27 protein-coding genes are annotated in these 24,959 nt (G+C 53.9%); 26 read left to right on the top strand and 1 reads right to left on the bottom strand.

Annotated features, from left to right (window positions below):
* Positions 1-33 precede the first annotated feature (33 nt).
* The 12 genes from hfq to HRQ60_RS01570 all read left to right on the top strand — a co-directional run bounded on the left by hfq (position 34) and on the right by HRQ60_RS01570 (position 12,779).
* Positions 34-276: an RNA chaperone Hfq gene (hfq, locus tag HRQ60_RS01625; protein WP_172193887.1), complete on the top strand. Its 243-nt coding sequence runs from the start codon at positions 34-36 to the stop codon at positions 274-276.
* 240 nt (positions 277-516) lie between these two features.
* Positions 517-3,261, top strand: coding sequence for a PBP1A family penicillin-binding protein (locus HRQ60_RS01620; RefSeq protein WP_172193886.1), 2,745 nt, complete (start codon positions 517-519; stop codon positions 3,259-3,261).
* A 229-nt stretch (positions 3,262-3,490) separates the two neighbouring features.
* Complete coding sequence (locus tag HRQ60_RS01615; RefSeq protein ID WP_037288804.1) at positions 3,491-4,042, top strand: ribonuclease FAU-1 family protein; 552 nt, start codon at positions 3,491-3,493, stop codon at positions 4,040-4,042.
* A 40-nt stretch (positions 4,043-4,082) separates the two neighbouring features.
* Positions 4,083-4,766: a YdcF family protein gene (locus HRQ60_RS01610; protein ID WP_343044580.1), complete on the top strand. Its 684-nt coding sequence runs from the start codon at positions 4,083-4,085 to the stop codon at positions 4,764-4,766.
* A gap of 52 nt (positions 4,767-4,818) precedes the next feature.
* Positions 4,819-6,105 carry a GTPase HflX gene (hflX, locus tag HRQ60_RS01605; protein ID WP_172193884.1) on the top strand — a complete coding sequence of 429 codons (1,287 nt, stop codon included), beginning with the start codon at positions 4,819-4,821 and terminating at the stop codon, positions 6,103-6,105.
* 209 nt (positions 6,106-6,314) lie between these two features.
* On the top strand, positions 6,315-7,568 hold the full coding sequence (locus HRQ60_RS01600) for a methionine gamma-lyase family protein (RefSeq protein WP_172193883.1): 1,254 nt from the start codon (positions 6,315-6,317) through the stop codon (positions 7,566-7,568).
* An 89-nt stretch (positions 7,569-7,657) separates the two neighbouring features.
* Positions 7,658-8,071, top strand: coding sequence for a MerR family transcriptional regulator (locus HRQ60_RS01595; RefSeq protein ID WP_018977629.1), 414 nt, complete (start codon positions 7,658-7,660; stop codon positions 8,069-8,071).
* A 112-nt stretch (positions 8,072-8,183) separates the two neighbouring features.
* The gene (gene glnA / locus HRQ60_RS01590) at positions 8,184-9,512 is read left to right on the top strand and encodes a type I glutamate--ammonia ligase (RefSeq protein ID WP_172193882.1); all 1,329 of its coding nucleotides are present in this window, start codon (positions 8,184-8,186) and stop codon (positions 9,510-9,512) included.
* Positions 9,513-9,684: 172 nt separating this feature from the next.
* Positions 9,685-10,017: a hypothetical protein gene (locus HRQ60_RS01585; RefSeq protein ID WP_172193881.1), complete on the top strand. Its 333-nt coding sequence runs from the start codon at positions 9,685-9,687 to the stop codon at positions 10,015-10,017.
* Between the two features lie 327 nt (positions 10,018-10,344).
* Positions 10,345-11,268, top strand: coding sequence for a type I pantothenate kinase (gene coaA / locus HRQ60_RS01580; protein ID WP_172193880.1), 924 nt, complete (start codon positions 10,345-10,347; stop codon positions 11,266-11,268).
* A gap of 40 nt (positions 11,269-11,308) precedes the next feature.
* Entirely contained in the window at positions 11,309-12,277 is a 969-nt protein-coding gene (locus HRQ60_RS01575) for a D-alanyl-D-alanine carboxypeptidase family protein (protein WP_246280997.1), read from the top strand.
* 112 nt (positions 12,278-12,389) lie between these two features.
* The gene (locus tag HRQ60_RS01570; RefSeq protein WP_172193879.1) at positions 12,390-12,779 is read left to right on the top strand and encodes a hypothetical protein; all 390 of its coding nucleotides are present in this window, start codon (positions 12,390-12,392) and stop codon (positions 12,777-12,779) included.
* 116 nt (positions 12,780-12,895) lie between these two features.
* Here the strand turns inward: HRQ60_RS01570 and lexA are convergent, their stop codons facing one another.
* Positions 12,896-13,522, bottom strand: a complete 627-nt coding sequence (lexA, locus tag HRQ60_RS01565; protein ID WP_172193878.1) for a transcriptional repressor LexA — start codon at positions 13,520-13,522, stop codon at positions 12,896-12,898.
* Positions 13,523-13,832: 310 nt separating this feature from the next.
* Between lexA and HRQ60_RS01560 the strand changes: the two genes are divergently transcribed.
* The 14 genes from HRQ60_RS01560 (at position 13,833) to HRQ60_RS01495 (ending at position 24,957) form a co-directional block, all read left to right on the top strand.
* Complete coding sequence (locus HRQ60_RS01560) at positions 13,833-14,234, top strand: LysM peptidoglycan-binding domain-containing protein (RefSeq protein ID WP_172193877.1); 402 nt, start codon at positions 13,833-13,835, stop codon at positions 14,232-14,234.
* A gap of 145 nt (positions 14,235-14,379) precedes the next feature.
* A complete protein-coding gene (locus tag HRQ60_RS01555) occupies positions 14,380-14,580 on the top strand; it encodes a DUF896 domain-containing protein (protein ID WP_172193876.1) in 201 nt (66 codons plus the stop codon).
* A 157-nt stretch (positions 14,581-14,737) separates the two neighbouring features.
* Positions 14,738-15,268: a hypothetical protein gene (locus tag HRQ60_RS01550; protein WP_172193875.1), complete on the top strand. Its 531-nt coding sequence runs from the start codon at positions 14,738-14,740 to the stop codon at positions 15,266-15,268.
* A 60-nt stretch (positions 15,269-15,328) separates the two neighbouring features.
* A complete protein-coding gene (locus HRQ60_RS01545) occupies positions 15,329-16,138 on the top strand; it encodes an HAD family hydrolase (protein ID WP_172193874.1) in 810 nt (269 codons plus the stop codon).
* A gap of 148 nt (positions 16,139-16,286) precedes the next feature.
* On the top strand, positions 16,287-17,228 hold the full coding sequence (gene rnz / locus HRQ60_RS01540; protein WP_172193873.1) for a ribonuclease Z: 942 nt from the start codon (positions 16,287-16,289) through the stop codon (positions 17,226-17,228).
* 6 nt (positions 17,229-17,234) lie between these two features.
* Positions 17,235-18,041 (top strand): HAD-IIA family hydrolase, encoded by an 807-nt coding sequence (locus HRQ60_RS01535; protein ID WP_172193872.1) that lies wholly within the window; start codon positions 17,235-17,237, stop codon positions 18,039-18,041.
* 18 nt (positions 18,042-18,059) lie between these two features.
* A complete protein-coding gene (locus HRQ60_RS01530; protein ID WP_172193871.1) occupies positions 18,060-18,887 on the top strand; it encodes an Fpg/Nei family DNA glycosylase in 828 nt (275 codons plus the stop codon).
* A gap of 27 nt (positions 18,888-18,914) precedes the next feature.
* Positions 18,915-19,283, top strand: coding sequence for a cyclic-phosphate processing receiver domain-containing protein (locus HRQ60_RS01525; RefSeq protein ID WP_343044579.1), 369 nt, complete (start codon positions 18,915-18,917; stop codon positions 19,281-19,283).
* Positions 19,280-19,588, top strand: a complete 309-nt coding sequence (locus HRQ60_RS01520) for a thioredoxin domain-containing protein (protein ID WP_172193870.1) — start codon at positions 19,280-19,282, stop codon at positions 19,586-19,588. The genes HRQ60_RS01525 and HRQ60_RS01520 overlap by 4 nt, the downstream gene beginning before the upstream one ends.
* A gap of 122 nt (positions 19,589-19,710) precedes the next feature.
* Entirely contained in the window at positions 19,711-20,787 is a 1,077-nt protein-coding gene (locus tag HRQ60_RS01515) for an SAM-dependent methyltransferase (RefSeq protein WP_172193869.1), read from the top strand.
* A 210-nt stretch (positions 20,788-20,997) separates the two neighbouring features.
* Positions 20,998-22,401, top strand: a complete 1,404-nt coding sequence (locus tag HRQ60_RS01510; protein WP_172193868.1) for a protein kinase domain-containing protein — start codon at positions 20,998-21,000, stop codon at positions 22,399-22,401.
* Positions 22,402-22,451: 50 nt separating this feature from the next.
* Positions 22,452-23,426, top strand: a complete 975-nt coding sequence (locus tag HRQ60_RS01505; RefSeq protein WP_172193867.1) for an SAF domain-containing protein — start codon at positions 22,452-22,454, stop codon at positions 23,424-23,426.
* Between the two features lie 12 nt (positions 23,427-23,438).
* Positions 23,439-24,110, top strand: coding sequence for a hypothetical protein (locus HRQ60_RS01500; RefSeq protein WP_172193866.1), 672 nt, complete (start codon positions 23,439-23,441; stop codon positions 24,108-24,110).
* A gap of 1 nt (position 24,111) precedes the next feature.
* Complete coding sequence (locus HRQ60_RS01495; protein WP_172193865.1) at positions 24,112-24,957, top strand: CpaE/TadZ family protein; 846 nt, start codon at positions 24,112-24,114, stop codon at positions 24,955-24,957.
* The last annotated feature ends 2 nt before the right edge of the window (positions 24,958-24,959 follow it).

Below are 24,959 nucleotides of genomic sequence, written 5' to 3'. Positions count from 1 at the left end.
ATGACAGTAAAATGACAATTGGGGGTACCGGTTATGAACAAATCCATTAATATTCAAGACACGTTCCTGAACCAACTGCGCAAAGAGAATATCCCTGCCACGGTTTACCTGACCAACGGATTTCAAATTCGGGGCACGATCAAAGCCTTCGATAATTTCACGATTGTCATCGACAGCGACGGACGCCAGCAGATGGTGTACAAACACGCCATTTCGACGTTTATGCCGCAACGCAACGTTTCCTTGGCTCAGCAGGAAGGCGCAACCGGAGAGTAATCGGATAAACCGGCTGTGCCGGTTTTTTGGCCGCCGCACGGATCTGTCGAAGCCCCAAGCGGTAACGAAGGGATGACAAACCTGTAATGGCCATTCTTGAAACTTTTCGTGTATCCTTACGTCTAAACCAATAGCTTGCGAATAGGAGCAACCTTCACGGGTTGTTCTTTTCATTAGCGAACAAAGCAGCGGAGAACGTTCACGGCTGCAAAGAAAGCAAAAGGGGTGTCACAAACCATCATGCCTAACCCACAACTGAGCCGCTCCAACCGGACGACCGGAGGAAGCGGAAGCGGCGGGAACGGCGGAGGCAAAAAACCTCCGACGACTGCGAAAAAGAAAACGTCCCCGAAAAAGAAAAAAATTACGGGAAAACGCGTGTTTTGGACTCTGTTTTTCACGGCTGCTCTAGCGGTGCTCTGCGCACTTGGCGGCTATCTGTTTATTACCATCAACGGCGAGAAGATCCTTGCGGAAAACAAAGACAAGATCGATATCAAGGCACCGACGGTCATCTACGACCGGACGGGCGTGCAGATCGGCGAGATCAAAATCCAGCGCGGCGAAGAAGTGGAGAGCGCGGATATTCCGAAACTTCTCCAGGATGCTTTTGTCGCAACGGAAGACAAGCGGTTCTTCGAGCATTCCGGGGTCGATCTGCGATCGATCGGACGCGCAGCCGTGCGGGATATTATCGCGCGTTCCGCCGTCGAAGGCGGCAGCACGATTACCCAGCAGCTGGCCAAAAATATCTTCCTGTCGGCGGACAAAACCTTTTTCCGCAAAGCGACGGAAGTATCGATTGCCCTGGCGCTTGAACGCGAGTTCAAAAAAGAAGAAATCCTGGCGATGTATCTCAACCGGATTTCGTTCGGGGGCCAATATTACGGGATCAAGGCCGCTTCCCAACGCTACTTCGGCAAAAGCGATCTGAATGATCTGAAGCTGTGGGAAATGGCGACGCTCGCGGCTATGCCAAAAGCTCCGACCCGCTACAATCCGATTGCCAATCCCGACAAGTCCAAAGAACGCCGCGCCGTGGTGCTCCAGCTTATGTATGAGCAGGGATACATTACGGAAGCGGAAAAAGACAAAGCGGCGGCCGTCGATTACAAGTACACGCCGCCGGAAACCAAAGAAACGCATTATCAGGCTTTTATCGATTATGTGCTGCAGGAAGCCGAAGACGCCACGGCGTTGACCGAGGACGATCTGAACCGCGGCGGCTACAAAATCTATACGACCATGGACGCCAAAGCCCAGCAAAGTCTGGAAGACGCGTTCAAAGACGACTCGTTGTTCGAGCAAAGTCCGGACGATCAGCCCGTACAGGCGTCCATGACGATCACGAACAACCAGAACGGCAGTATCGTCGCCATCTTGGGCGCGCGCAATTACCATAAAGGCGACTTCAACCGTGCCGTAAACAGCCGCAGGCAGCCGGGTTCGGCGTTCAAGCCGATCGCCTCTTACGCGCCTGCGCTTGAGTCGGGGCAGTTTACGGTCGATTCGCAGCTGAGCAACGAACAGCAGAGTTTCGGCAAATACAGCCCCAAAAACCTGCACGGGTACAGCCAATCCGTTTCGATGAAAGAAGCGTTGGCGGAGTCGATCAATATTCCGGCCGTATGGCTGCTGAATCAGATCGGCGTCGAGACCGGCTTCCAGTTTGCGGAGTCGCTCGGTATTCCTCTGACCGAGAAAGACCATAACCTGAGCCTTGCGCTCGGCGGTCTCAGCAGCGGGACCAATACACTCGAAATGGCGCAGGCGTACAACTCGTTCGCCAACGGCGGCAATTATGTCGGAGCGTATGCAATCAAGTCGATTCGAGACTCGAACGAGATCGAGATCTACAGCCGAATCGACGACTCCAAGTCGGTCATGAGCGATCAGACCGCTTACGACATGACGCGAATGATGCAGAGCGTCATTACCGACGGTACAGGCAAAAAAGCCGATATCGGTCGTCCTCTGGCCGGGAAGACAGGGACAACGCAGAGCGGGATCGACGGCAACAGCGCCAACCGCGATGTCTGGTTTGTCGGGTATACGCCGGAATGGACCGGAGCCGTGTGGATGGGCTACGACAAACCGGATGCCGAGCATATGCTCAAGAACAGCAGCGGCCTTGCCGCCTCGATGTTCGCCCGCGTCATGAGCCAAGCTCTTGAAGGAACGCCGGTTACCGACTTCAAAGCCCCGGACGCTCCGGCCCAAGAGCCGGTCGTCCAAGAGCCGGAACCCGAACCGCCTGCACCTGCCGAGCCGGTCGGCGCACCGACAGGGCTTGTCGCTTCCTACGATGTGGGCAGCGAGAAAATCGTTCTGTCCTGGCAGCCGGTAGCCGGAGACAATGTCCGCTACCGTCTGTATCGCCAGGAATCGTCCGAAGCCCAGCCTTCGATGCTCTCCGACGGTCTGATGTCCGCTTCGGCGGAAGATCCGGGGGCATTGGCCGGATTGACTTACAGCTACGCGGTTACCGCCTATCGGGCGGGTGAAGAACCGGTCGTGGAGTCCGCGGCTTCCAATACGGTTAGTCTGACCGTACCTGCTCAGGACAATCCGGAAGAGATTGTACCGGAAGAGACAGTTCCGCCCGAGGAAATTGAAGAGACACCGCCGCCGGTCGATGAAGATCAAGAAACTGTGCCTCCTATCGTAGAGGGCAACGGTGAAAACGGGAACGGCAACAATGGCGGCGAATCGGATAATGGAAATAACGGGAATAATGGTAACAACGGAAATAACGGAAATAACGGTGAGGGAGGCCAAACGACCGATCCGGGAACAACGGCACCTCCCGAAGAGGGCACGGAGAACGAGCCGGTTCCGGGCACCGTCGTTCCGGATGCTCCCGCCGATCAAGGGCAGCCCGATCCGACAACCGAACCTCCGACCGACCCAAACGTCCAGACGACCGATCCGGGAACCGGTGAGGTTACGGACGGAACCCAGGGCGACGCGACCACGCAGCCTTAAAAAAGGTCCGATCGGATGCAAAGAACGGCGGTTTGGCATCGTTTCACCCCTTCCAGAACATTCCAATCAAGCGAGCTCCGGAGCCGAAAACGGCTTTCCGGAGCTTTTTTGCGCATTTTTTTGCTTAAATCGGGTAATGTACAGCAGGAGCAAGCCAGTTCTTTTGTGAAGTGGCCCAAGAATGTGATAAGCTTGATTCAAATGGAATAATGGAAAGGGTCGGTTCCCTATGAAACGTAAATTTGCTGACAGAGCCAACTGGCGGCGCGTAACCGACCGGAGATTCTTGTGCCGGTATATCGACAGCCGCCGTTTTACGGGCTACGTAACCTTGTACAACATGCTCAAGCTGAAGGAACCGCTGATGAAAACGTATGGGGGACTCACGTTTTGCGTGGCCGACAAAGGCTATTCTTGGCTGCAGTATTTTCCCAAGGATGCCCACTTTATCGTCACCACCATGTTTAACGAGAAAAGAGAAGTCGTAGAGTGGTACATCGATATCTGCAAATCGCAGGGCGTAACGGATCAGGGAGTGCCCTGGTTTGACGACTTGTATTTGGACATCGTGGTGTTGGGAGACGGAACCGTCTTTCTGCTGGATGAAGACGAATTGGACGACGCGCTTCGGCGCGGTGTCATTACGGAAGCGGACTATGCGCTGGCTACCAAGACGGCACACGGGCTGCTGCGGATGATCGACGCCCATGCTTTTCCTTATTTCCGGCTTTCGATCGAACATCGCAGACGGCTGTTCCCGGCTTCGGCGCTGAAGGTCTGAACGTTGACCGCGGTGTCGGGTGAAAGGGGAGTCAATGAACGTGCGAAACCAAGAGCCGACAGGAGATTTTCGTACAGAAGGACCCGTGCAAGGGATTAAGCGGCAATCAAGCCGCGGCAGCCGTTGGAAGAAGCGCCTGCTTCTTGCGATTGTAGCCGGTATCCTTCTGTTTGCCTGCTGGACGCTGTATATTCAGATCCGAATCGGTCAGGGGATGACCCTGGGTCATAACCGCCAAACGGACGTGGGCATTGTGCTGGGAGCAAGTCTCTGGGATAACAAACCGAGTCCGGCGCTCCAGGAAAGACTGGAAGCCGCTTACGAAGGCTATCGGCGCGAAGAGTATCCGATGCTGATCGTCAGCGGAGGCCTCGATCATCCGCAGATGAGATTGACCGAAGCGGAAGGCATGGCTGCCTATCTGGAAGAGCGCGGTGTACCGAAAGAACGGATTCTGCTGGAAAACAAAGCGACAAGCACGTACGAAAATCTGCTGTTCAGCAAAAGGATTATGCAAGAGCACGATATGCGGGACGCCACGATCGTGACCCATCGCTTCCATGGAGCAAGAGCTCTGGATATTGCGGAGTTTTTGGGTTACGAAGATCCCCAATTTGCGCTTGCTCCGACCCAAGCTTTGAATGTGTGGCAGACACGCGGACGCGAAATGCTTGCTTTTACCAAATGGCTGTTCGATAAGCCGTCATTGCCAGTCGACAGCTGATCGGCGATAATGAAAGGTCCGAAACCCTAAGGAATAGAAGGAGAACAAAAGCATGCAGAATACAACAACATACGATACGACTCCGGAAGAGAATCCGCGCGCCATTTTGGTGAGTCTCGTTACCGATGAAGTGAAGCGTTCGGGTATCGATCCGGTTTATTCGCTGGAAGAGTTGGTTGCACTCGCCGAAACCGCAGGAGTCCAAGTGCTGACGACTCTTACGCAGAACAAAGAGAAGAAAGACACGAAATGGTTTATCGGCAAAGGGAAGGTTCAGGAACTGAAAATGCTGGCGGACGAACTGGGTGCCAATACCGCTATTTTTGATCAGGAACTTTCCGGAGCGCAGGTTCGCAATCTGGAGCAAGAACTGGATTTGAAAATTATTGACCGGACCCAGCTGATTCTGGATATCTTCGCCCAGCGTGCCAAAACGCGCGAAGGTATTATCCAGGTCGAATTGGCGCAGCTCAGCTATCTGCTGCCGCGCCTGGCGGGACAAGGAGGCAATCTGTCGAGGCTCGGCGGCGGACTGGGTTCGCGGGGCCCCGGCGAAACGAAGCTCGAGACGGATCGCCGGCATATTCGCGGACGGATCGACGAACTGCGCCGCCAGATCGGCGAAGTGGAGAAACACCGTACCCTGCAGCGGCAGCGCCGCAAAAAAAGCGGAACGGTTCAAGTCGCGCTGGTCGGTTATACCAATGCAGGCAAGTCGACGCTGCTGCGTCAGCTGACCAACGCCGACGTGTATGTGCAGAATCAGCTGTTCGCCACTCTTGATCCGACGTCGAGAATGCTGGAGCTGCCGGGCGGCCGCGAGATCATTTTGACCGATACGGTCGGTTTTATCCAGAATCTGCCGCATAATCTGATCGCTGCTTTCCGGGCAACGCTTGAAGAAGTAAACGAAGCCGATCTGGTTCTGCATGTTGTAGACGCTTCCGCGGCCATGCTGGATGACCAGATGAGAGTCGTGGACCGAATTCTGGAAGAACTCGGAGCCGGAGGCAAGCCGCAGATCCGATTGTACAACAAGAAAGATCTCTGTACGCCTGAGCAGCTGGAGCTGCTTCCGGAAGACGAATCGAATCTGCGAATCAGCGCCTACAGCGAAACGGATATGGAAAGGCTGCTGAATCGTCTGCAGGATGAACTGACCGGAGGTACGGTAAGCTACCGCATTCCGGCTTCCCGCGGCGACTTGTCTGCCCAGCTCTACAAATTGGGCGAAGTGGTGTCCCAAGAGTTCGAGGAAGAAGATGTGGTGTACGAAGTGAGACTGCATAAAGGCGAGTCGGAAAAGTATGAATACCTGCTCGAAGAATATAAAATTTAAAAAAGTTCCGCGACTTTCCCGCCTCTTCCGAAGCGGGAAAGTCTGTCGTGGGACAACATTCTGTTGGGTAGTAAAGAGACAATCTTACACAGGAATAACGCGTTAATGATGGGAAGCGTCAGCTTCCTGTCTGACATGATCGGTAACGGCAGTGTCGGGCAGGTCCGATTAACGGATACTTTTGCGAAACAGAAGGACGGAATATAAAAATGAGAACATTTGATACACGAATCGAGCAGTGGAAAAACGAAGCGGAAGCACGGGTTCGACCCCGCTTTGACAGCATAGATGAGGTTGTGGAACACAATCAGTGGAAAGTGATCGAAGCTTTCCGGGCATGCAAAGTCAGCGATTATCATTTTAACCCTTCAACGGGCTACGCTTATAACGACCGGGGACGCGAAGTGCTCGACGAGCTGTATGCCAAAGTGTTTGGAGCCGAAGCTGCGCTGGTACGCCCTCACTTCGCTTCGGGTACCCATACCATTTCGACGGCGCTGTTCGGCGTGCTGCGTCCCGGCGACGAACTGCTGTATATCACCGGCGCTCCCTACGATACCCTGCACAAAGTAATCGGCAAAAAAGGCGACGGAACCGGTTCGCTTGCCGATTTTGGAATCGGCTACAAGGAAGCGGCTCTGCTTAGCGACGGAGGAGTCGACTGGGACGAAGTGGCCCGGCAGATTACGCCAAGCACCAAGGTCGTCGGAATCCAACGTTCGCGGGGATATGCTTGGCGTCTGCCTTTTACGGTAGCGGAAATTGGCGATATGACACGTAAAGTCAAAGAAATGTGTCCCGATGCCGTTGTATTCGTGGATAATTGTTACGGTGAATTTACGGAGAAGCTCGAACCTACCGAAGTTGGCGTCGATCTGATGGCCGGATCCCTGATCAAGAATCCCGGTGGCGGCTTGGCGGAGACGGGTGGGTATATTTGCGGCCGCGCAGATTTGGTCGAACTGGCGGCGTATCGCCTGACGGCACCGGGAATCGGAGCGGAAGTCGGCGCAATGCTCGGTACGACCCGCGGAATTTATCAGGGGCTGTACATGGCGCCTACCATTGTGGGACAAGCGGTAAAAGGAAGCATTTTTGCGGCGGCCATGTTTGAATTGGCGGGGTTTGCCAGCAGTCCCGCGTGGGATGCGCCGAGAACGGATCTGATCCAGGCAGTCGTATTCGATCGCCCGGAACAGCTGATTGCTTTTGTACAGGGCGTTCAATTGGCAGCGGCGGTGGACAGCCACGTCGTTCCCGAGCCTTGGGATATGCCGGGATACGAACATCCCGTCATTATGGCGGCAGGTACGTTTATCCAGGGAGGAAGCCTTGAATTGTCGGCCGATGCTCCGATCCGCGAACCTTACATTGGCTATCTCCAAGGCGGTTTGACCTATTCCCACGTAAAGTACGGGGTGCTAAATGCCCTCCAGACACTTTTTGATCGTAATTTACTGTGAGTTAATCTAACACATCATTGACGCTTCCTATCAGGATATGTACAATAAGAGAGAGAATAAGAAAAGTACATTGGAAGGTTGATGAAGATATGGGCGATGATATTCGCAGAAATATGGCCTTGTTCCCGATAGGGATCGTAATGAAACTTACCGATCTGTCCGCACGGCAGATCCGTTACTACGAACAGCATAGTCTGATCGTTCCCGCGCGGACATCCGGCAATCAGCGGTTGTTCTCCTTCAACGATGTCGAGCGGCTGCTCGAGATCAAAGCGCTGATCGAAAAAGGGGTCAATATTGCCGGTATCAAGCAGGTGATGAACCCGGTTACGAAAGAATCCGAAGAAGCGACGGTCCTGAACGCGGCGACCGAAGAAAAGCGCAAAGAGCTTTCCGATTCGCAGCTTCACCGTATGCTTAAGCAGCAGCTGGTTTCCGGCAAGAAACCGGGTCAAGTCTCGCTGATTCAGGGCGAACTGTCCCGATTCTTTAATAGAAAATAAGATCGACCTGCATCTTGTGCGCCGAAGCGGTATCCGCAAAGGTGCGTTCGGCGCACGAGGTGCGTATACTTAAGCTTGTAAGGAATAAAAGAGAAGAAGAGGAGAGGGTATCTTGAGTTACAAAAAAGAGGACATCCTGCGTATTGCCAAGGAAGAGAACGTTCGCTTTATCCGCCTTCAATTCACCGATCTGCTCGGCGCGATCAAGAACGTCGAGATTCCGGTAAGCCAATTGGAAAAAGCGCTCGACAACAAAATGATGTTTGACGGCTCTTCCATCGAAGGTTATGTACGGATCGAAGAATCGGACATGTATCTGTACCCGGACCTTGATACTTGGGTCGTATTCCCTTGGGTCACCGAAAACCGCGTTGCCCGCATGATCTGCGATATCTACCTGCCTTCCGGCAAGCCGTTCCCTGGCGACCCGCGTGCGGTACTGCGCCGTGCATTGGAAGAAGCCGAAGAAATGGGTTTCAGCGCGATGAATGTAGGACCCGAGCCTGAATTCTTCCTGTTCCGCACGGACGAGAACGGCAATCCGACCGACGAACTGAACGACCAAGGCGGTTACTTCGACTTGGCGCCTATGGATCTTGGCGAGAACTGCCGCCGCGAGATCGTCATCACGCTCGAAGAAATGGGCTTCGAGATCGAAGCTTCCCACCACGAAGTGGCTCCGGGACAGCACGAGATCGATTTCAAGTATGAGAACGCGCTCAAAGCGGCCGACCAGATCCAGACGTTCAAACTGGTCGTCAAGACGATCGCGCGTCAGCACGGTCTTCATGCGACCTTTATGCCTAAACCTTTGTTTGGCATGAACGGTTCGGGTATGCACTGTCACCAATCGCTGTTCCGCGGCGGTGAAAATGCGTTCTACGACGAAAGCGATACGCTTGGTCTTAGCGAGACGGCCCGTTACTATATGGCTGGTATCCTCAAGCATGCGCGCGCATTCGCGGCGATCACCAACCCGACCGTCAACTCGTACAAACGTCTTGTGCCGGGCTATGAAGCGCCTTGTTACGTGGCTTGGTCCGCCAGCAATCGCAGCCCGATGATCCGGATCCCGGCATCGCGGGGAATGAGTACGCGTATCGAAGTCCGCAATCCGGATCCGGCCGCGAACCCTTACCTGGCACTGGCTGTGATGTTGAAGTCGGGTCTGGACGGAATTCGCAGACAGCTTACGCTGCCGGCTCCGATTGACCGCAACATCTATGTCATGTCCGAAGAAGAGCGGATTGAAGAAGGAATTCCAAGCCTTCCGGCTGATCTGAAAGAAGCGCTCAACGAGCTGATCCGCGACGAAGTCGTCGTGCAGGCTATGGGCGAGCACGCTCTGACTCACTTCTACGAACTGAAAGAAATCGAATGGGATATGTACCGTACGCAGGTCCACCAGTGGGAACGCGATCAGTATATGACTCTGTACTAGAATAGGTAATCCCAGCCGCAGCAAGGGTTTGTGCATCTCGCATATCCTTGCTGCGGCTTTTCTTGCTTTGTTTTACTTAAGCTTTTGACCACGAAGGGGACAGGGCATTGATTTAAGGATTCAAAAAGCGGGTGTTAAACATTAAAAATGATTGAAGCAGGAGAACAGCCAAATGGAGAAAATTCTTAGAAAAGAAGAACTAACAGGACATGATGTTTTTGAGCTGCAGCGTGGGTATTTAGAAGATCTGCATGGGTTGGAGGATTCTATCTATCTGACGGAGGAAGGTTTGGATCATACAGGTTTGAATAAGATGTTTGAGGAGTGTCTCGATAATTTCAATTATTATGGATTTAACAGGGTTTCCAAAGCGGAGTGGGACACAATCAAAAAGAGGATAGATGAATCAAAAGTAGGCTCCAATAAAGTGATTTTCGAACAAATAGATCATTGGGTGAATGAATGTTTTGAAAATCATGATCATTTTAAAGTTTTAGGACTCTAAGATGATTGAATAAAAAGAATTCTTTTTCAGAAAAATCTTTTAAAAGATTTTTTTTATTGAATATTTATTTAAGGGAAGGGTAATGAACGGGGTGACACTTAAGTGTCACTCCAGCTTCGACTAGCGTCGGAGAAACAGCGGGAGTTCAGACGGGGCAACCCAGCGCTGGACTCTCTGCGTTTTTTTTGCCGGAATTCCGCCCCGATTCAAGCCTCTTCCTGAACGCGTACCTTTAAAGCCTGACTACCTATCCGATTCTGTCATGTTCAAACCTGCCGCAATTTGCTAGACTAGAAGTACTTTGTCATAGTGAGGGATCTGTCCAATATGAATGCGTACGGAAATTATATGGAATTCGACCGGGCCAGATGGGCCGCGCTGCGAAGCCGGACACCTCTGAGGCTGTCGGAAGAAGAATTGGAACAGATCAAAGGACTGAACGATAAAATTTCGCTGCGTGAAGTCGAAGACATCTATATTCCGCTTACCCGCCTGATCAATCTCAGAGTGCGAGCGGAGCAGTATCTGCGCGAAGTCACCGGTGCTTTTCTCGGCTGCGAGCCGGTACATAAGCCGTTTATTATCGGGGTTGCCGGCAGTGTCGCTGTAGGCAAGAGCACGGTTGCACGCCTTCTGCGCACCCTTCTGTCCCGCTGGGAACACCATCCGAAAGTGGATCTTGTAACCACGGACGGATTTCTGTACCCGACCCGCGTTCTGGAAGCCAAAGGGTTGATGAGCCGAAAAGGTTTTCCGGAAAGCTACGACACGAAAAAACTGATCGATTTTCTCACCCGGATCCGGGCCGGCGAACGCAGCGTGGAAGCACCTGTCTATTCGCATATTACGTACGATATTCTGCCCGACCGCCTGGAAATCGTCGACAGCCCGGATATTTTGATTGTGGAAGGGGTCAACGTACTGCAGGTCAGCAAAGGGCAGCCGTTGTTCGTAAGCGACTTTTTCGATTTTTCCATTTATATCGATGCCGAAGAACAAGAAATCCGGAACTGGTATATCGATCGTTTTCTGCTGCTGCAGCAAACCGCTTTCCGCGATCCGTCTTCCTATTTCCATCGGTATGCCGAGCTGACGAAAGCGGAAGCGGTTGCCCGTGCCACCCAAATATGGGAAGAAATCAACCTGCTTAACCTGAACGAGAATATCCTGCCTACCCGGGGCAGAGCGGACCTGGTCTTGAGCAAAGGTCCGGATCATCAAATCCATCGCGTGTATCTAAAAGATTTGTAACCCCGTGCGGCAAAAAAGAATAAGGAAGGTGTCATTTATTTTGAGGTTATCCGGAAAAGGCTTTACGCGCTTTGCAATTGGAAAAAGAAAACGTTCGACGCTGATTGCCGCTGCGCTGGCGCTGGTTGTAAGCGGCAGTGCCGCCGCAATCCAGCCTTCGCAGGCTGCAGCGCAGGTTTCATCTAAGGCTTCTTACGAAGCGGCCTCGCTGTCCACATTCTCTTCGAAATTTGCGGCGGGACTCTACAGCTCGAACGCCATCTTGATTGATCTCGGCAATGGCGAAGTCCAGCTGAAGAAAAATATCAATCAGAAAGTCTATCCGGCGTCCATGACCAAAATGATGACAGTGCTTGTCGCGTTGGAGAATCTGTCCGATCCGCAGAAAAAAGTCACGCTACCCGCATCGATTTTCCCGGATTTGAAAAAACAAGGCGCGTCGATGGCCGGATTTCTGCCGGGGGAAAAGGTGAAAGGGATCGATCTGCTGTACGGTTCGATGCTGCCTTCCGGAGCCGACGCTTCGATTGGGCTGGCTTATGCGATATCCGGATCCGAAGCGGCGTTTGTCAAAAAGATGAATGCCAAAGCCAAAAAGCTCGGCATGAAACATACGCATTTCACTAACGTGACGGGGCTGCACAATGCCAACCATTACACGACGGTGAAAGATATGTCTGTTTTGATGAAAGCCGCGCTCAAAAATTCGACTTTCCGCAAATTGATGACTACGCATAAATACTCGACGGCCCCGACCAACCTTCATCCCAACGGAATTACGGTCCGAAGCACCTTATCCGAGAGTGCCCCGACATTGAATTTCAAAGGAGGCAGGATCCTGGGAGGCAAGACCGGATATACGCGCGCCGCAGGTCTTTGTCTGGCTTCGCTCGCGGTGAAAAACGGCAGGGAATATATGCTGGTGACGGCAGGAGCGGACGGCAGTCCCTGGTCGAAACCTTATCATATCCAGGATGCGCTGAACGTGTATCCGAAAATTAAAAATTAGAGTGGAAAAAGAACGCCTGTTCGCTTATACTACAAACATACGTTCCGAACGATACGCCGAAGTTTTGGAAAAGGCCGAAGCGGGTCGGTCGAGGGACCGGGAGGGTGTGTTTGTGGAGATGAGTCGTCTGGAGCGGAAGATTCTGGGGATGCTGCGCCGCCGCCGTATGCTGTCTTTCGGGCAGCTGTCGATGTCGAGATTGATCCGCCGAAGCGGCGGCGCTTTTCGCGAAGTTACGATTGCTCTGATTAACCTGGAGCAGGCGGCGTATATTCGCTGGTCCGACAAATCGTCTCTCCAGCACATTTCTTTGCTGCGCAAAGCTTACGGTTGGAAGCAGCTGCTGCCGTCCGTTCGTCGAAGGGATCCTTTTCGTCGAAGCCGGGGGACTGCACTGCACCGGGACAGCCGGACGCCTCCTTACGGCCCAGGCGTCGTGCCTCGCCCGGAACGACGTTCGGGCGGCCAGGAACACCCGCCTAGGCGGCGTAGGGCCGATTAACGACAAGTCTATTCAGAATGATCACCCGTATCCATGCAGACACACCAAAAAAACTCCTCCGAAATTCGGGGGAGTTTTTTAGTGCGAGCGATAGGCCGTAAAAGACCTTGTCGACCTCAATGGAAATTGCGGAACAAGCCGACGACTTTGCCCAAAATCGTAACGTGAGTCAGGCGAAGCGGTTCGTACGTTGGATTTTCGGGCTGAAGGCGAATATGGTCTTTCTCCTTGTAAAAGGTCTTGACCGTCGCTTCGTCTTCTTCGGTCATCGCAACGACAATGTCGCCGTTGTTGGCCGTCTGCTGCTGGCGTACAACGACATAGTCGCCGTTGTTGATTCCGGCTTCGATCATGCTGTCACCCATAACGGATAACATGAATACCTGATCGTCCCCGACCATCGTCTGAGGCAGCGGGAAGTAATCCTCGATATTTTCGGTAGCCGTAATCGGTACGCCTGCCGTAACTTTGCCGACAACGGGAACGCGCCGGATCGTCGAGGCGAACAAATTGCCGCTTTCCGATTCTTCAAGTCCAAGCAGCTCGATCGCACGGGGTTTCGTCGGATCGCGTCGGATCAAGCCTTTTTTCTCCAGACGGTCCAAGTGTCCGTGAACGGTAGAACTGGAAGCAAGGCCTACCGCTTCGCCGATTTCCCGGACGGAAGGCGGATACCCTTTCGACTTGACTTCGGTACGGATAAATTCCAGAATAGCCTGCTGGCGTATGGATATCTTCGACATGTCGTATCAACCCCATCCATTATTCGTTAGTAGTTGGCTTATAAGTACCCGGCAAGGAAGATGATGATTTCGAATGCGAATACGGGAAAATTATATCATAGAACTTCCGTTCGTACAAACGTAAGTTCTAAGATTCAGCTGCTCATTCTGCCGAATCTGCTCGTTTTCGCTGAAAAGCTTAGGCCGCGCGGATAAGAAAATGCGAACAAATTTTCCCGAACAAACGTTCCAAAAAACTCTTGTCCAAAACGTATGTTCGTGCTATATTGGATTCCAGAAGGCAGAACAAACGTTTGGGAGAGTGTTGAAAATGCCAAAATACACGACTTATAAAAGTATCTATGAAACGGCCGGTACAACCGACAAATCGAGCATGGGCGCACCTTATTCCATTTCTTCTTTTTTACATAGTCTGGGACTGTCCAAATACCGGTGGACGAGAACGGGAGCTTCCCGGATCCGTCTGGTCCTGTTCGTTGTAATTGGACTGTTCGCGGGGACCGGAGTGGTTCACGCCCTGCAGAGCAGCGAGCCTGCCGCGGAAGTGCATACGGTTATCGTGTCGCCGGGCGACACCTTATGGTCCATCGCCGAACGAAGCAAACCGGCCGGAGCGGATATCCGCATTTTCATCACAGGCATTCAGCAGAAAAATGGTCTGAGCGGAAGCGAAATTCAAGTCGGCGAAGAATTGATTCTTCCCAATTTTTAACGGCTGCACGCAGGGTACTGTGACGGGTGTGAACCCTTGAAGCGTGCGGCTTGTAGAAACCTATAGAGCTTGCAGGGCTGTCGCCTTGACAAGCTCTTTTTTTCGTGTGAAAGTATAAAGAAGTATGGTTACAAGGAGGGTGCACATGGATATCGATACTCTGGTAAGCCGGATCAACGAGCTTGCCCGTAAACATAAAGCCGAAGGCTTGAGTGAAGAAGAACATAAAGAGCGTACGGAACTGCGCAAAATTTACTTGGGCAATATACGGCGCAACTTTCGTCAGGAGCTCGATTCGATCGAATGGGTCGATGAAGAGCCGAGCAGCGATTCGAAGCTGCATTGAGGAACGGCGTCAGCCGGGTTATCTTTACCTTGGCAAGCGGCGATATCGGAATGCGCTTCACCGGAACGGAAACGGCTCGCCGGTTCGCGGAAAAGGGAGTGCCGCGGCTGGGCGGGTTTTTCTTGTATAGAGTTACCTATTTTAAGGGGGAAAACGAATGTCCCGTTCATGGGAGAGAAAGGTACGCCAAAATCAGCAAAAAACAAACAGCCTCAGACAGAAAACCGGGCAGGACCGAATCGGAAGTTCGGGAACAGGCAGCCAAACGTTCGATACGTTCAAAGGAAGAAACTATATGTTCCCATCCTTCCTGCTTATCGTTGCGATTTTCCTGACCATTATTACGGTAGCCGCGCAAACTTCGGGAGTTAAAGAAGCTTCGGGCGCTTCGTACTGGTTTATTATCGTCATGTATCTGATTCTGGCCGTGATCATGTTCCTGCGCCGTCCATTTCTGCGGATCGGCAAAGATCGGATGAGTACGATTCGCTTCAACCGCGAACGGACGATCATGGCCGGCGATATTGCCAAATTCCGTATCGAAAAAGGCTACGTGACCGTAGAAACCAAAGGCAAAGGCGCCAACTGGATTTTCTCGCGTTTCCTCAAAATGTTCAAGACGGAAGAGATTGCCCAGCGCGTTACGGAGTTTGCGGCTCAGCACCAAATTCCGGTAGAAAAGAAATAGTCCGTTTTTTGCAGGCAGGAGTCGACAGAACGATTATACAAAAGAGCGAGGGGACAACGAATGACGGTGAACAACGAAGTCAAAGCGGTGATTTTTGATCTGGACGATACGCTGTTGTGGGATGAACGCAGTGTCAAAGAATCTTTTGTGGCAGCTTCCGAAGAAGCGGCACGCCGCACGGGCATCGACGCGAATGCGCTCGAAGCGGCCGTGCGCGAGCGAGCACGCGACTTGTATGCGACTTACGAAACTTTTCCTTTTACCCAGATGATCGGCATCAGTCCTTTTGAAGGGCTGTGGGCAAACTTCGATAAAGGCGAACAGCCCGAATTCCGCAAGCTGCAGGAAATTGCTCCCGTGTACCGCAAAGAAGCCTGGCGTCTCGGTCTGGCCGATCTCGGTATCGAGGACGAAGAGTTGGCTGTGGAACTTTCCGCTCTGTTCGCTTCCGAACGCCGCAAGCGCCCTCTCGTGTATGAGGAGACTTACGAAGTGCTGGATGAACTCAAAGGCCAAGTCAAGCTGCTGCTGCTGACGAACGGCTGCCCTTCGCTTCAACAAGAAAAGTTGGACGGCGTTCCGCAGCTAGTGCCTTACTTCGATCATATCGTGATCTCGGGTACCTTTGGCAAAGGCAAACCGGATACGTCGATTTTCTATCACGCTCTTGATCTGCTTGGGGTCAAACCCGAAGAAGCGTTAATGGTCGGAGACAAGCAAAGCACCGATATCCGCGGCGCATTGGATACCGGCATTCCGTCCGTCTGGATCAACCGCGGCGGACGTTCGCCTCATTCGGGCATTGTGCCCGTTTATCAAATCGATTCCCTGCGCGACCTGCCCGAGTTGGCGGGAATCCGCGTTTCCTGAGAAATCGGCGACACGGTTTTCCGTCCGCCCGCTGCGGCGGGCGGGCTTTTTTTCGCCCTTTCGCCGAATGCGGGAGAAAAGGCGCAGGCCGACAGCCGAAAATCGGGTATAGGATGCCTATAGAATGAAGAAAAGGAGGAGTGCGGCTGTGGAACTTTATTTTCTCGGCACCAATGCGGGGCTGCCGACCACGCAGCGCAACGTTACATCCGTCGCGCTCCGCATGTTGGAGGAGCGGCGTTCTTCGTGGCTGTTCGACTGCGGCGAAGCCACGCAGCACCAAATTCTGCATTCGCCGCTCAAATTGAGCCGCTTGGAGAAGATTTTTATCACACATATGCACGGCGATCATGTCTTCGGGCTGCCGGGGCTGCTGTCCAGCCGTTCTTCGCAGGAGGGCAGCCCGCCGCTTACCGTATATGGACCGCAGGGGCTGAAGCAGTTCCTTGAAGTGACGCTCGGATCGACGCAGAGCCGCGTCACTTTCGGCCTCGAAATTGTGGAACATGCCGGCGGAGTGATTTTTGAAGACGAACGATTCAAAGTGGAAGCCCGGGCATTGGAACACCGGATTGAAAGCTACGGTTACCGGATTACGGAGAAAGACCGTCCCGGCAGTCTGAATCTGGAACTTCTGCAGGAATGGGGCGTGCGTCCGGGGCCCGAATACGGTAAGCTTAAGAATGGAGAGAACCTCGAAGTGGGTGGGCGTCTCATTACGCCCGAACAGGTTCTTGGTCCGCCCAAACGAGGGCGCGTGGTAACGATTCTGGGCGATACGCGTCCCACACCGAATATCGATCCGCTTGCACACGGAGCGGATGTGCTGGTGCACGAGTCGACTTTCACCGACGAATTTGCCGATTTGGCCTATACTTATTACCACAGTACAGCTGTTCAAGCTGCCGAAGCGGCAAAAAAGGCGGGGGTGGGCGAGCTGATCTTGACCCATTTTAGTTCGCGTTACAAAGATCTGGAACAGCTCCAGCCTCTGCTGAATGAAGCAAAGGCCGTATTTGCACACACGCAGCTGGCGATCGAACATCACGTGTATCCGATCCGCCTTGCGCATGAACAAGAAAAGGAATGAAGACAGATGCAGAGCCGAAATGCGCTTTTGATCGATCTGGATGGAACGCTTTATCACGGTGAACGCAGGGTGCCCGGCGCCGACGAACTGATTACGGCGCTGAACGAGCAGGGGATTCCGTTTCTTTTTCTGACGAACAATTCATCCGCCGCGTCGGAAACGGTCGCGCTCCGGTTGAATAAAATGGGAATCCCGGCCAAACCGGAACAGGTCTGCACCTCTTCGATGGCGGCCGCCGCTTATATGGCAGCGCGGAAGCCCGGAGCTTCCGCCGCTATCTTCGGCGAGTCGGGACTGCGCGGAGCGGTTGCTGCAGCCGGATTGACCGAGTTCACAGGCCAGACCGGAAAACCGGATTATGTGATTCAGGGGATCGACCGCGAGTTTTCCTACGAAAAGCTGGCGCGTGCGGGCAGCTTGATTCTGGCCGGAGCCGAATTTGTTCTAACCAATCCTGACCTGCTGCTGCCTTCTGAAGGCGGTTTGATGCCGGGAGCGGGTACGCTTGGCGCTTCGCTGGAAGCCATGACAGGCGTTAAACCGACGGTGATCGGCAAACCTTCGCCGATTCTGATGAATTTTGCTTTCAATCTGCTGGGTGTCGGCGCTTCGCAGGTCACGATCATCGGCGATAATATGATGACCGATATCAAAGCGGGAGCCGATTCCGGCTGCCGCTCGCTGCTGCTGCTGACCGAAGAAGGCGTAACGACACCGGGCAACCTGGAGCGTCACAAGAAATTGTCCGGCGTAGAGCCGGATCTGGTCCACTCGACGCTGCACGAAGTACGGGAATGGGTATTAAGCCGATAAAGAAAGGAACGATGCGCTATGCCGGAACTGCCGGAAATCGAACATTATCGCAGACAGCTTGGACAATGGATACTGGATCGCCCGATCGAACACGTCCATCTGCATCATGCCAGCAGTACAGATGTCGTACCGGAAGAGTTTGCCGCTGCACTGAAAGGAAGAAGTCTGCTCTTTTTGGAACGCCGCGGGACTTTTCTTATTTTCCATCTCGACAACGGACATCGCCTTCTGATTGCTCTGGCCAAAGACGGAGCTTTATACTGCGGCGAAGCCGGAGAAGAGCCTCCGTTTGCCTCGCAGGCCGAGATCGGTTTCGGCGAACGGACGCTGTATGTCGCGGGCAAAGGCAGCGTACTGCGTCTGCTCACGGTACGCGGACTCGACGACGTTTTGAAGACGCTGGGTCCCGATCCTTTTTCGCGTCAAGCCACGCCTGAATATTTCTTGACCCAACTCAAAAAACGCCGCGGTGCGCTGCGCAGTATTCTGACCGGGCAAAAGCTCCTCTCGGGCATCGGACCGCGTTATGCGGACGAGATTGCTTTTGCGGCCGGGCTTCTGCCTTCCGTGAAAGTACAGGATCTGAACGGCGAAAGCGCCGCACGGTTGTACGAAGCGCTTGAAGAAGTGCTGGAAGCCGCGATCGATTCGGGCGGCTGTATCGCGACTCCGCTGAGTGCGGAAGACACGATAACCGGCGGATACCTGTCGCAGTGCCGAGTCTACGAACGCGAAGGCGAACCCTGTACCGAAGGCGGATCGTTGGTGCAGAAGATGGATGTAGCGGGCAAAAAAGCTTTCTATTGTCCACAATGTCAGTATGAGCAGACGCCCGTTTTTTCTTGACCGGAGGCCTTCGAGAGGAGTGAAAAGGTGACGAACACGGAAAACAAACCGAAAATCCATCTCTACATGGACGATTGGCGTCCTTGTCCCGACGGCTTTGCTTTGGCCCGTACCGGCGAAGAATGCCTGACCCTGCTGCAGGAATGCGAAGTCGGCATTTTGTCGCTGGATCATGAGATGGGACCGGGTGAACCGAGCGGAAGCGAAGTTGCGGCGAGAATCGTAGCGAACGGCACCTTCCCTCAAGAAATTTATTTGCATACATCCAGTGAGTACGGCCGGCGCAGCATGTACGAAATTCTGTATGCGGGCAAACCGGACCACGTCGTGCTGCATCGCGGTCCGATGTCCAGCGAGGTCCGCAAACGTACGGCGGACGAACAATCGCGCCCGTGAGAGAATCGACGGAAAAGGAACTGCTGCGCTGGATTGAAGCCGGAGAACGTCAAATTATCGTTTTCGGACATACCCCTTTTTGCGGAACATGCCGCGTCGCCCGCCGTATGCTTGAAGTGGTCGAACAGATGGATCCGGAAATCGACGTGTATGCGCTGGATCTTAACTTTGCGCCCGCATTTATTCAAAAGTACCGGATCAGCAGTACGCCTTCGCTGAGCGTATTCGAGCCGGGCAGACGCGGCGAGCCCAGAACGGTCTATGCGATGCAGTCGGTTCCGCATCTGCTCGATTTTATCGGGTAATCGCAAATCGGACCGGCCGTGCGCCAAATGAAAGAAACAGGAACGAACAAGAAGAGACGCGGCAGGCGGGGGGTTCCGGTCAACGGACCCTGCCGCCCGGACTCTGTGGAGGGTAACGTATTTTGAGTGAGCATGAAAAAGAAAACGTAGAGCAGGCCGATTTGGCGGAAACGGTCCAGGAAGAAAGTCTCTTTATTTGTACCGCCAACCGTGATTTCGCCGCTTACGCCCAGGAAGAACTTCGCCGGTTGTTCGGATCGGTCAAAAGCAGTGTGCTGAGCGATCGCGAAGTACTACTGGTCCGGTTGAATACGGGGACGGAAGACGCGGTGCGGCAGATTACGGACAGCCGTCCCATTTTCCTGCGCCATATCCAGCCTGTCCAATTCGAGCGTCAAGGCGATAATATCGGCGAGCTGCTGAGCGAAGCGGCTGCGTTCGTAGCGGGCAGCGGATTGATCGGAGCGGGAATCAAAGCGGCGCTTCAGGTTCGCAAAAGCGAGGATGCCGGAGGCGAAAGCGCTCCGAAGCTCAAAGAATGGCTGGAAGAGCTTCTGCGCGCAACGGAAGCCGAGTTCGTCTCGGCGGGTGCCGATTGGATCGTGTCGGTCTATGTGACTGCAGGAGCCGTATATGCCGGCGTATCGCGTCCCGAAGACAATTTGTCGGACTGGAGCGGCGGAGCGGTTCGTTTTCGCCGGGAAGAAGGACAGCTGTCCCGTGCCAAGTTCAAGCTGCTGGAAGCCGAGCGCGAGTTCGGTCTGGATCTGTCGGCTTACCGCAGTGCGGTCGATATCGGAGCGGCACCGGGCGGATGGACGTCGCTGCTGCTTGAACGGGGACTGAAAGTCACGGCGGTCGATCCGGCCAAACTGCATCCGTCGCTGCTCAAAATGCCGAATTTGACTTATATCCGCAAGAATGCGGCCGAAATGAAATTCCGGGAAAACGAGTTCGATCTGCTGGTATGCGACATGAGTTGGAGCCCCAAGCTGATGGTACAGCTGGTGACCGGGCTGCTGCATGCGCTCACGCCGGGGGGGACAGCTGTTGTAACGATCAAATTGATGCACAAAAAGCCGATGGCGCTGATCAAGGAAGTCATTGCTTCGTTTGAAGAGTCGCGTCTGCAGCTGCAGGGTGCCAAACAGCTGTTCCACAACCGGGAAGAAATCACGCTTTACATGATCAAGTATTGAGAAATAGATCTTTACACTTAGCAAGCAATAGGTTTATAATGACCTCAAAATCATAAAAGCGACAATACAGGGAAAGCATCCCTCATGAACTCGGTCTTCGGACCCGGTTCGCGAGGGGTGCTTTCTTTTTTTGTCCGGAAAGGGGTGGAGTTCTTCATGCCGTACCCGTCAAATTTGGAACGAGGCGCCCTCATAGGAGAACGATATCGGGTGGAAGGCCTATTGGGAAGCGGAGGGATGGGCAAGGTCTATCTGGCTTCCGATGCCAAGCTTCCGGGCAAACGGTGGGCGGTCAAAGAAACGATGGCCGATACGGCGGATTACGAACGGATCGAAAATGAAGCGCGTATGCTGACCCGTCTGCGCCATCCGAGTCTGCCGCAGGTCGCCGATTTTTTTCCTCCGGATGCAGAGGGCCGCGTATTTCTTGTGATGGAATATATCGAAGGCATGAATCTGTGCGATTATGCGGAACGGGTGGGCGGGTATCCGGCTGTTCCTTTCATACTGGATCTGGCCCTGAGGATTTGCGAAGTGTTGGAGTATTTGCACGGACAGAGTCCTCCGATCGTTTTTCGCGACCTGAAACCCGGCAATGTGATGATCGGTCCGGACGGAACGGTCCGCCTGATCGATTTCGGGATTGCGCGCAGCGCGAGTCCCGACAAAAATGCGGATACCGTGAAGCTTGGAACGATCGGCTTTGCGGCGCCCGAGCAGTATGAAGGAAAAAGCGACCCTGCCAGCGACCAATACGCTCTTGGCGCACTGCTGCTGTATCTGGGTACCGGAGGGCGTTTCAGCGAATGGACGGCCGAAGCGCAGCGGGCACTTCGGCCGGATCTTCCGCCGCCGCTGATTCCGGCAATCCGCAAAATGCTCAGTTATCGCCGGGAAGACCGCTATCCGAATCTATCGGAAGTAAAAAAGAGGCTGCGGCCCGCACCGATCGAAAGCGAACATCTTTCTTCTGCCAAAAGCGGAGGAGGAACCTTGACGATTGCGGTGCTTGGGACTTTTGCCGGCTGCGGCACGACGCACACGGCCATAGCGGCGGCACATACGCTGGCAAAAGAAGGCGGACGTACCGCTGTTGTCGAACTGGGCAGCCGTTTCGGCGCTTTTGAACGGCTTTCCGGAGAATGGATAGGCGAACCGCTAAAAGGAAAAACCAGCTTTACGGTTCAAGGGGTCGATTATTGGCCGGCAGCCAAACGAGAAACCTTGGCGGGGATTTTGGGAAGAGGTTACCGCCATGTTGTGCTTGATCTGGGGCTGTGCAGGGAGGAGCGGGATTTCGAAGAATTCCAGCGTGCCGATTTTGCCTGGATCGTCGGTTCGGGCAGCGAGTGGAGAAGCGGCGATCTGACGGCTTTTGCCCATCGCGAAAGTCTCCGCTTCCGCCCCAAGTGGACGTATCTTCTGCCGTATGCGCTGCCGGAAACGGTTCGGGAAATGCGCGGCAGACTGGGACACAAAAAAGTGTTTTCGCTGCCTCCGCTGCCCGATCCGTTCGGAGGAGGAGCCGAATCGAAGGAAGCTTTTGAGCCGATGCTGGGTGCACTGTATACACGCGCCGAGCGGCGTTCACTGCTGAAGCGCAAGCCGAGGTAAAAGGGCGGGGAACCGCGTTCAAGTGCAGGAAACGAAGGGAGAAACGAAACATGTCGAGAATCAAATTTCGCCAGCGTCAGCGTCTGTTGGCCGGCGTGGCGGGAGCCGCGGCGGCACTGCTGATCGGGGCGGCGGCGGTCATCCCGTATGTCCGTCATATCGAGAAGAAGTATGAAGGAGAGCAGGTGGTGTACGAACGGCAGATCGAGGAGATGAACGCCGAACGAATCCCGGTCTTTGCGCTCAAGCGCGATATTCGGGCGGGAGAAAAAATCGAATCCGACGATCTTGCGGAAATCGAAGTGGTCAAAGCGACAGTGCCCAGCGATATGCCGGCCAAAGAAGACGCGGTCGGCCGTTACGCCAAAGTTTCTCTTTCCCGCAACACGCCCGTGAGCGAATCCATGCTGTATGAAGGCGAAGTCACGCCCAAAGATTTGCGGAATCAGGAATTCCGTCTGATCGAACTGCCGAGCCGCCTGCAGACGGGAGAATTTATCGATGTGCGGGTCAAGTTTCCGACCGGCGAAGATTTTATCGTCCTTTCGAAAAAGCGCACCGAACAATTGGCATCCGGCACCGTGTGGGTACGGATGAACGAACGCGAGATTTTGACGATGTCTTCGGCTATTGTCGATGCGTATCTGAACGATGCTTCGATCTACGCGGTCACTTATGTCGAGCCGGGGCTTCAACAGGCAGCGGCCGTTACCTATCCGTCCAACGCCCGTGTGCTTGATCTGATCGAAAACGATCCGAATATTGTTCAGCGGGCCGTTACCGAACTCGAACGCCGGATGCGCGACAAACTGGAAACCGGACTCGACCTGCTTACGCCCGAAGAGATCCAGAAGTACATCAACAACAAAGCCAACGGCGCCGTCATCAATCCGGGCACTCAGGACAATGCTTTGATCCCGGATGAACAGGCTTCTGCAGACGGCGGCGCAGACAGCCAAACGCCCGCCGCTCCGCAGGAAGAACCGGCTGAGCCGGGTCCGGCGGAAGCCGAAGCGGGCAACTGAGGAGGAATCGAATTGAACGAAGCTGTTTTTATAGGAGACTGCGACAAAAGCGATCTGCTTTTTTATCTGGGGAAACTGGCGGCGGAGGCGGGACGCAAAGTGCTGATCGTCGATTATACGCTGCACCAACATTACGAGTTTTCTTTTCCGGCTTTGGATATGCCCGGAGAGCCGCAGGAATACGACGGGTTCGAAGTCTGGATTCCTGTGGACGGCATACAGCCCGGCAGACGGACGGACTATGATCTGGTTCTGTATGATACGGATGATCCGCGGCGGCTGCCGCAGCTTCCGGAGTCGGCCTGCCGTTTTCTGGTCACGGGATGTGAACAAACGTCTGTCCGACGGGGCGTCAGGCTGCTGGAACATTTTTTCGCGGATCGTCCGATCGCCGAGCTGTGCGCTTTTCGCAAAGTGCTGATCGAAGGAGCGAGCGAACCGGGAGAAGCTTACTTTTCCGAGCAGTTTGAGCCTTTTCCGATCGACTGGAAAGAGTCCTTCGTTTATTATCCCGACGAAAGCGATTTGGCGCTGAAGATTGGCAATCAGTATGCCGGTAGATTGAAGCTCAAAGGTCTCTCGCCGGAAATGAAAAAAGCCGTACAGGGGATTGCATCGGTATTGCTGGAAAAAGAACAAAAGGAAATGCGCAAGCTCTGGAAAAGAGCCGAGAGGAGCAAATGAGATGGGGCAAATCGCATTTTGGAGCGTGGGACATGGAGCGGGGGTAACCGCATCGGTCGCCGCCGTCGCGTCATTGATTGGGAGCGAATATCAGATTCGCACGCTGGTTTCGCAGCCGCAGGGAGAAGAGAATACGCTTGAGCGGGGGTTTGCCCGCTCGATCAATACATACAGCCGCGACCTGTCTACGGAGGCGGGAACAGGACTTGATGCGCTGGTCCGTCTGGCCCGCAGCGGGAAGCTGGAGCGGGAAACGGTCAAGAATAACGCGCTGCTGATCGAACGCGACCGTCTCGATCTGCTCAGCGGGTCGGAGCGCATGAATCGGCTGCAGTTTGAAAATGCCGGCGGTCTGATCGGAAACATCTATGCCCAGGCCCGGGGGTATTACGACTGTATTTTGCTGGATATCCGTTCGGGAACCGACAGTCCGGCTGCCGCACAGGCGCTTGCGGACTCGGACTTGGTCGTCGTGTGTCTGAACCAGAATGCGGGGATGCTGGAGCGTTATTTCGACCGCAGCGGTTGGCCGGCCGAACTTCACGGCAAAAAGCAGCTGCTGCTGTTCTCCGGGTACGATCCGCGTTCGAAGTACAAAGCATCCAATATTTTGCGAAAATACGGCCGCAGGGAACCGACATTGACGCTGCCTTACAATTCCGATTTCCGTGACGCGGTCAACGACGGCGATATCAAAGGATTTATTGCGCGAAGCCGCCCGCTTGACCGCAGACACGACAATTACTCGTTTATCACGGAAGTACGCCGGACGGCGGAGAAACTGCTGGAAGAAATCGGCGTCAACACAAGATTGAAACATGTGAATGCCGCCAAAGGAGCGTCGTAAAG

Origin of the sequence: Saccharibacillus qingshengii, assembly GCF_013185195.1 — a bacterium.
Classification (GTDB): Bacteria; Bacillota; Bacilli; order Paenibacillales; family Paenibacillaceae; genus Saccharibacillus; species Saccharibacillus qingshengii.
Note: the sequence above shows the minus strand (reverse complement) of the source record. Positions and strands in the feature narration are given on the sequence as shown.

Excerpts from the sequence above, each read along its gene's own strand:
- hfq (WP_172193887.1), top strand. The coding sequence starts at position 34 with ATGAACAAATCCATTAATATTCAAGACACGTTCCTGAACCAACTGCGC.
- HRQ60_RS01620 (WP_172193886.1), top strand. The coding sequence starts at position 517 with ATGCCTAACCCACAACTGAGCCGCTCCAACCGGACGACCGGAGGAAGC.
- HRQ60_RS01615 (WP_037288804.1), top strand. The coding sequence starts at position 3,491 with ATGAAACGTAAATTTGCTGACAGAGCCAACTGGCGGCGCGTAACCGAC.
- hflX (WP_172193884.1), top strand. The coding sequence starts at position 4,819 with ATGCAGAATACAACAACATACGATACGACTCCGGAAGAGAATCCGCGC.
- HRQ60_RS01600 (WP_172193883.1), top strand. The coding sequence starts at position 6,315 with ATGAGAACATTTGATACACGAATCGAGCAGTGGAAAAACGAAGCGGAA.
- HRQ60_RS01595 (WP_018977629.1), top strand. The coding sequence starts at position 7,658 with ATGGGCGATGATATTCGCAGAAATATGGCCTTGTTCCCGATAGGGATC.
- HRQ60_RS01585 (WP_172193881.1), top strand. The coding sequence starts at position 9,685 with ATGGAGAAAATTCTTAGAAAAGAAGAACTAACAGGACATGATGTTTTT.
- coaA (WP_172193880.1), top strand. The coding sequence starts at position 10,345 with ATGAATGCGTACGGAAATTATATGGAATTCGACCGGGCCAGATGGGCC.
- lexA (WP_172193878.1), bottom strand. The coding sequence starts at position 13,522 with ATGTCGAAGATATCCATACGCCAGCAGGCTATTCTGGAATTTATCCGT.
- HRQ60_RS01560 (WP_172193877.1), top strand. The coding sequence starts at position 13,833 with ATGCCAAAATACACGACTTATAAAAGTATCTATGAAACGGCCGGTACA.
- HRQ60_RS01555 (WP_172193876.1), top strand. The coding sequence starts at position 14,380 with ATGGATATCGATACTCTGGTAAGCCGGATCAACGAGCTTGCCCGTAAA.
- HRQ60_RS01550 (WP_172193875.1), top strand. The coding sequence starts at position 14,738 with ATGTCCCGTTCATGGGAGAGAAAGGTACGCCAAAATCAGCAAAAAACA.
- HRQ60_RS01545 (WP_172193874.1), top strand. The coding sequence starts at position 15,329 with ATGACGGTGAACAACGAAGTCAAAGCGGTGATTTTTGATCTGGACGAT.
- HRQ60_RS01535 (WP_172193872.1), top strand. The coding sequence starts at position 17,235 with ATGCAGAGCCGAAATGCGCTTTTGATCGATCTGGATGGAACGCTTTAT.
- HRQ60_RS01530 (WP_172193871.1), top strand. The coding sequence starts at position 18,060 with ATGCCGGAACTGCCGGAAATCGAACATTATCGCAGACAGCTTGGACAA.
- HRQ60_RS01505 (WP_172193867.1), top strand. The coding sequence starts at position 22,452 with ATGTCGAGAATCAAATTTCGCCAGCGTCAGCGTCTGTTGGCCGGCGTG.
- HRQ60_RS01495 (WP_172193865.1), top strand. The coding sequence starts at position 24,112 with ATGGGGCAAATCGCATTTTGGAGCGTGGGACATGGAGCGGGGGTAACC.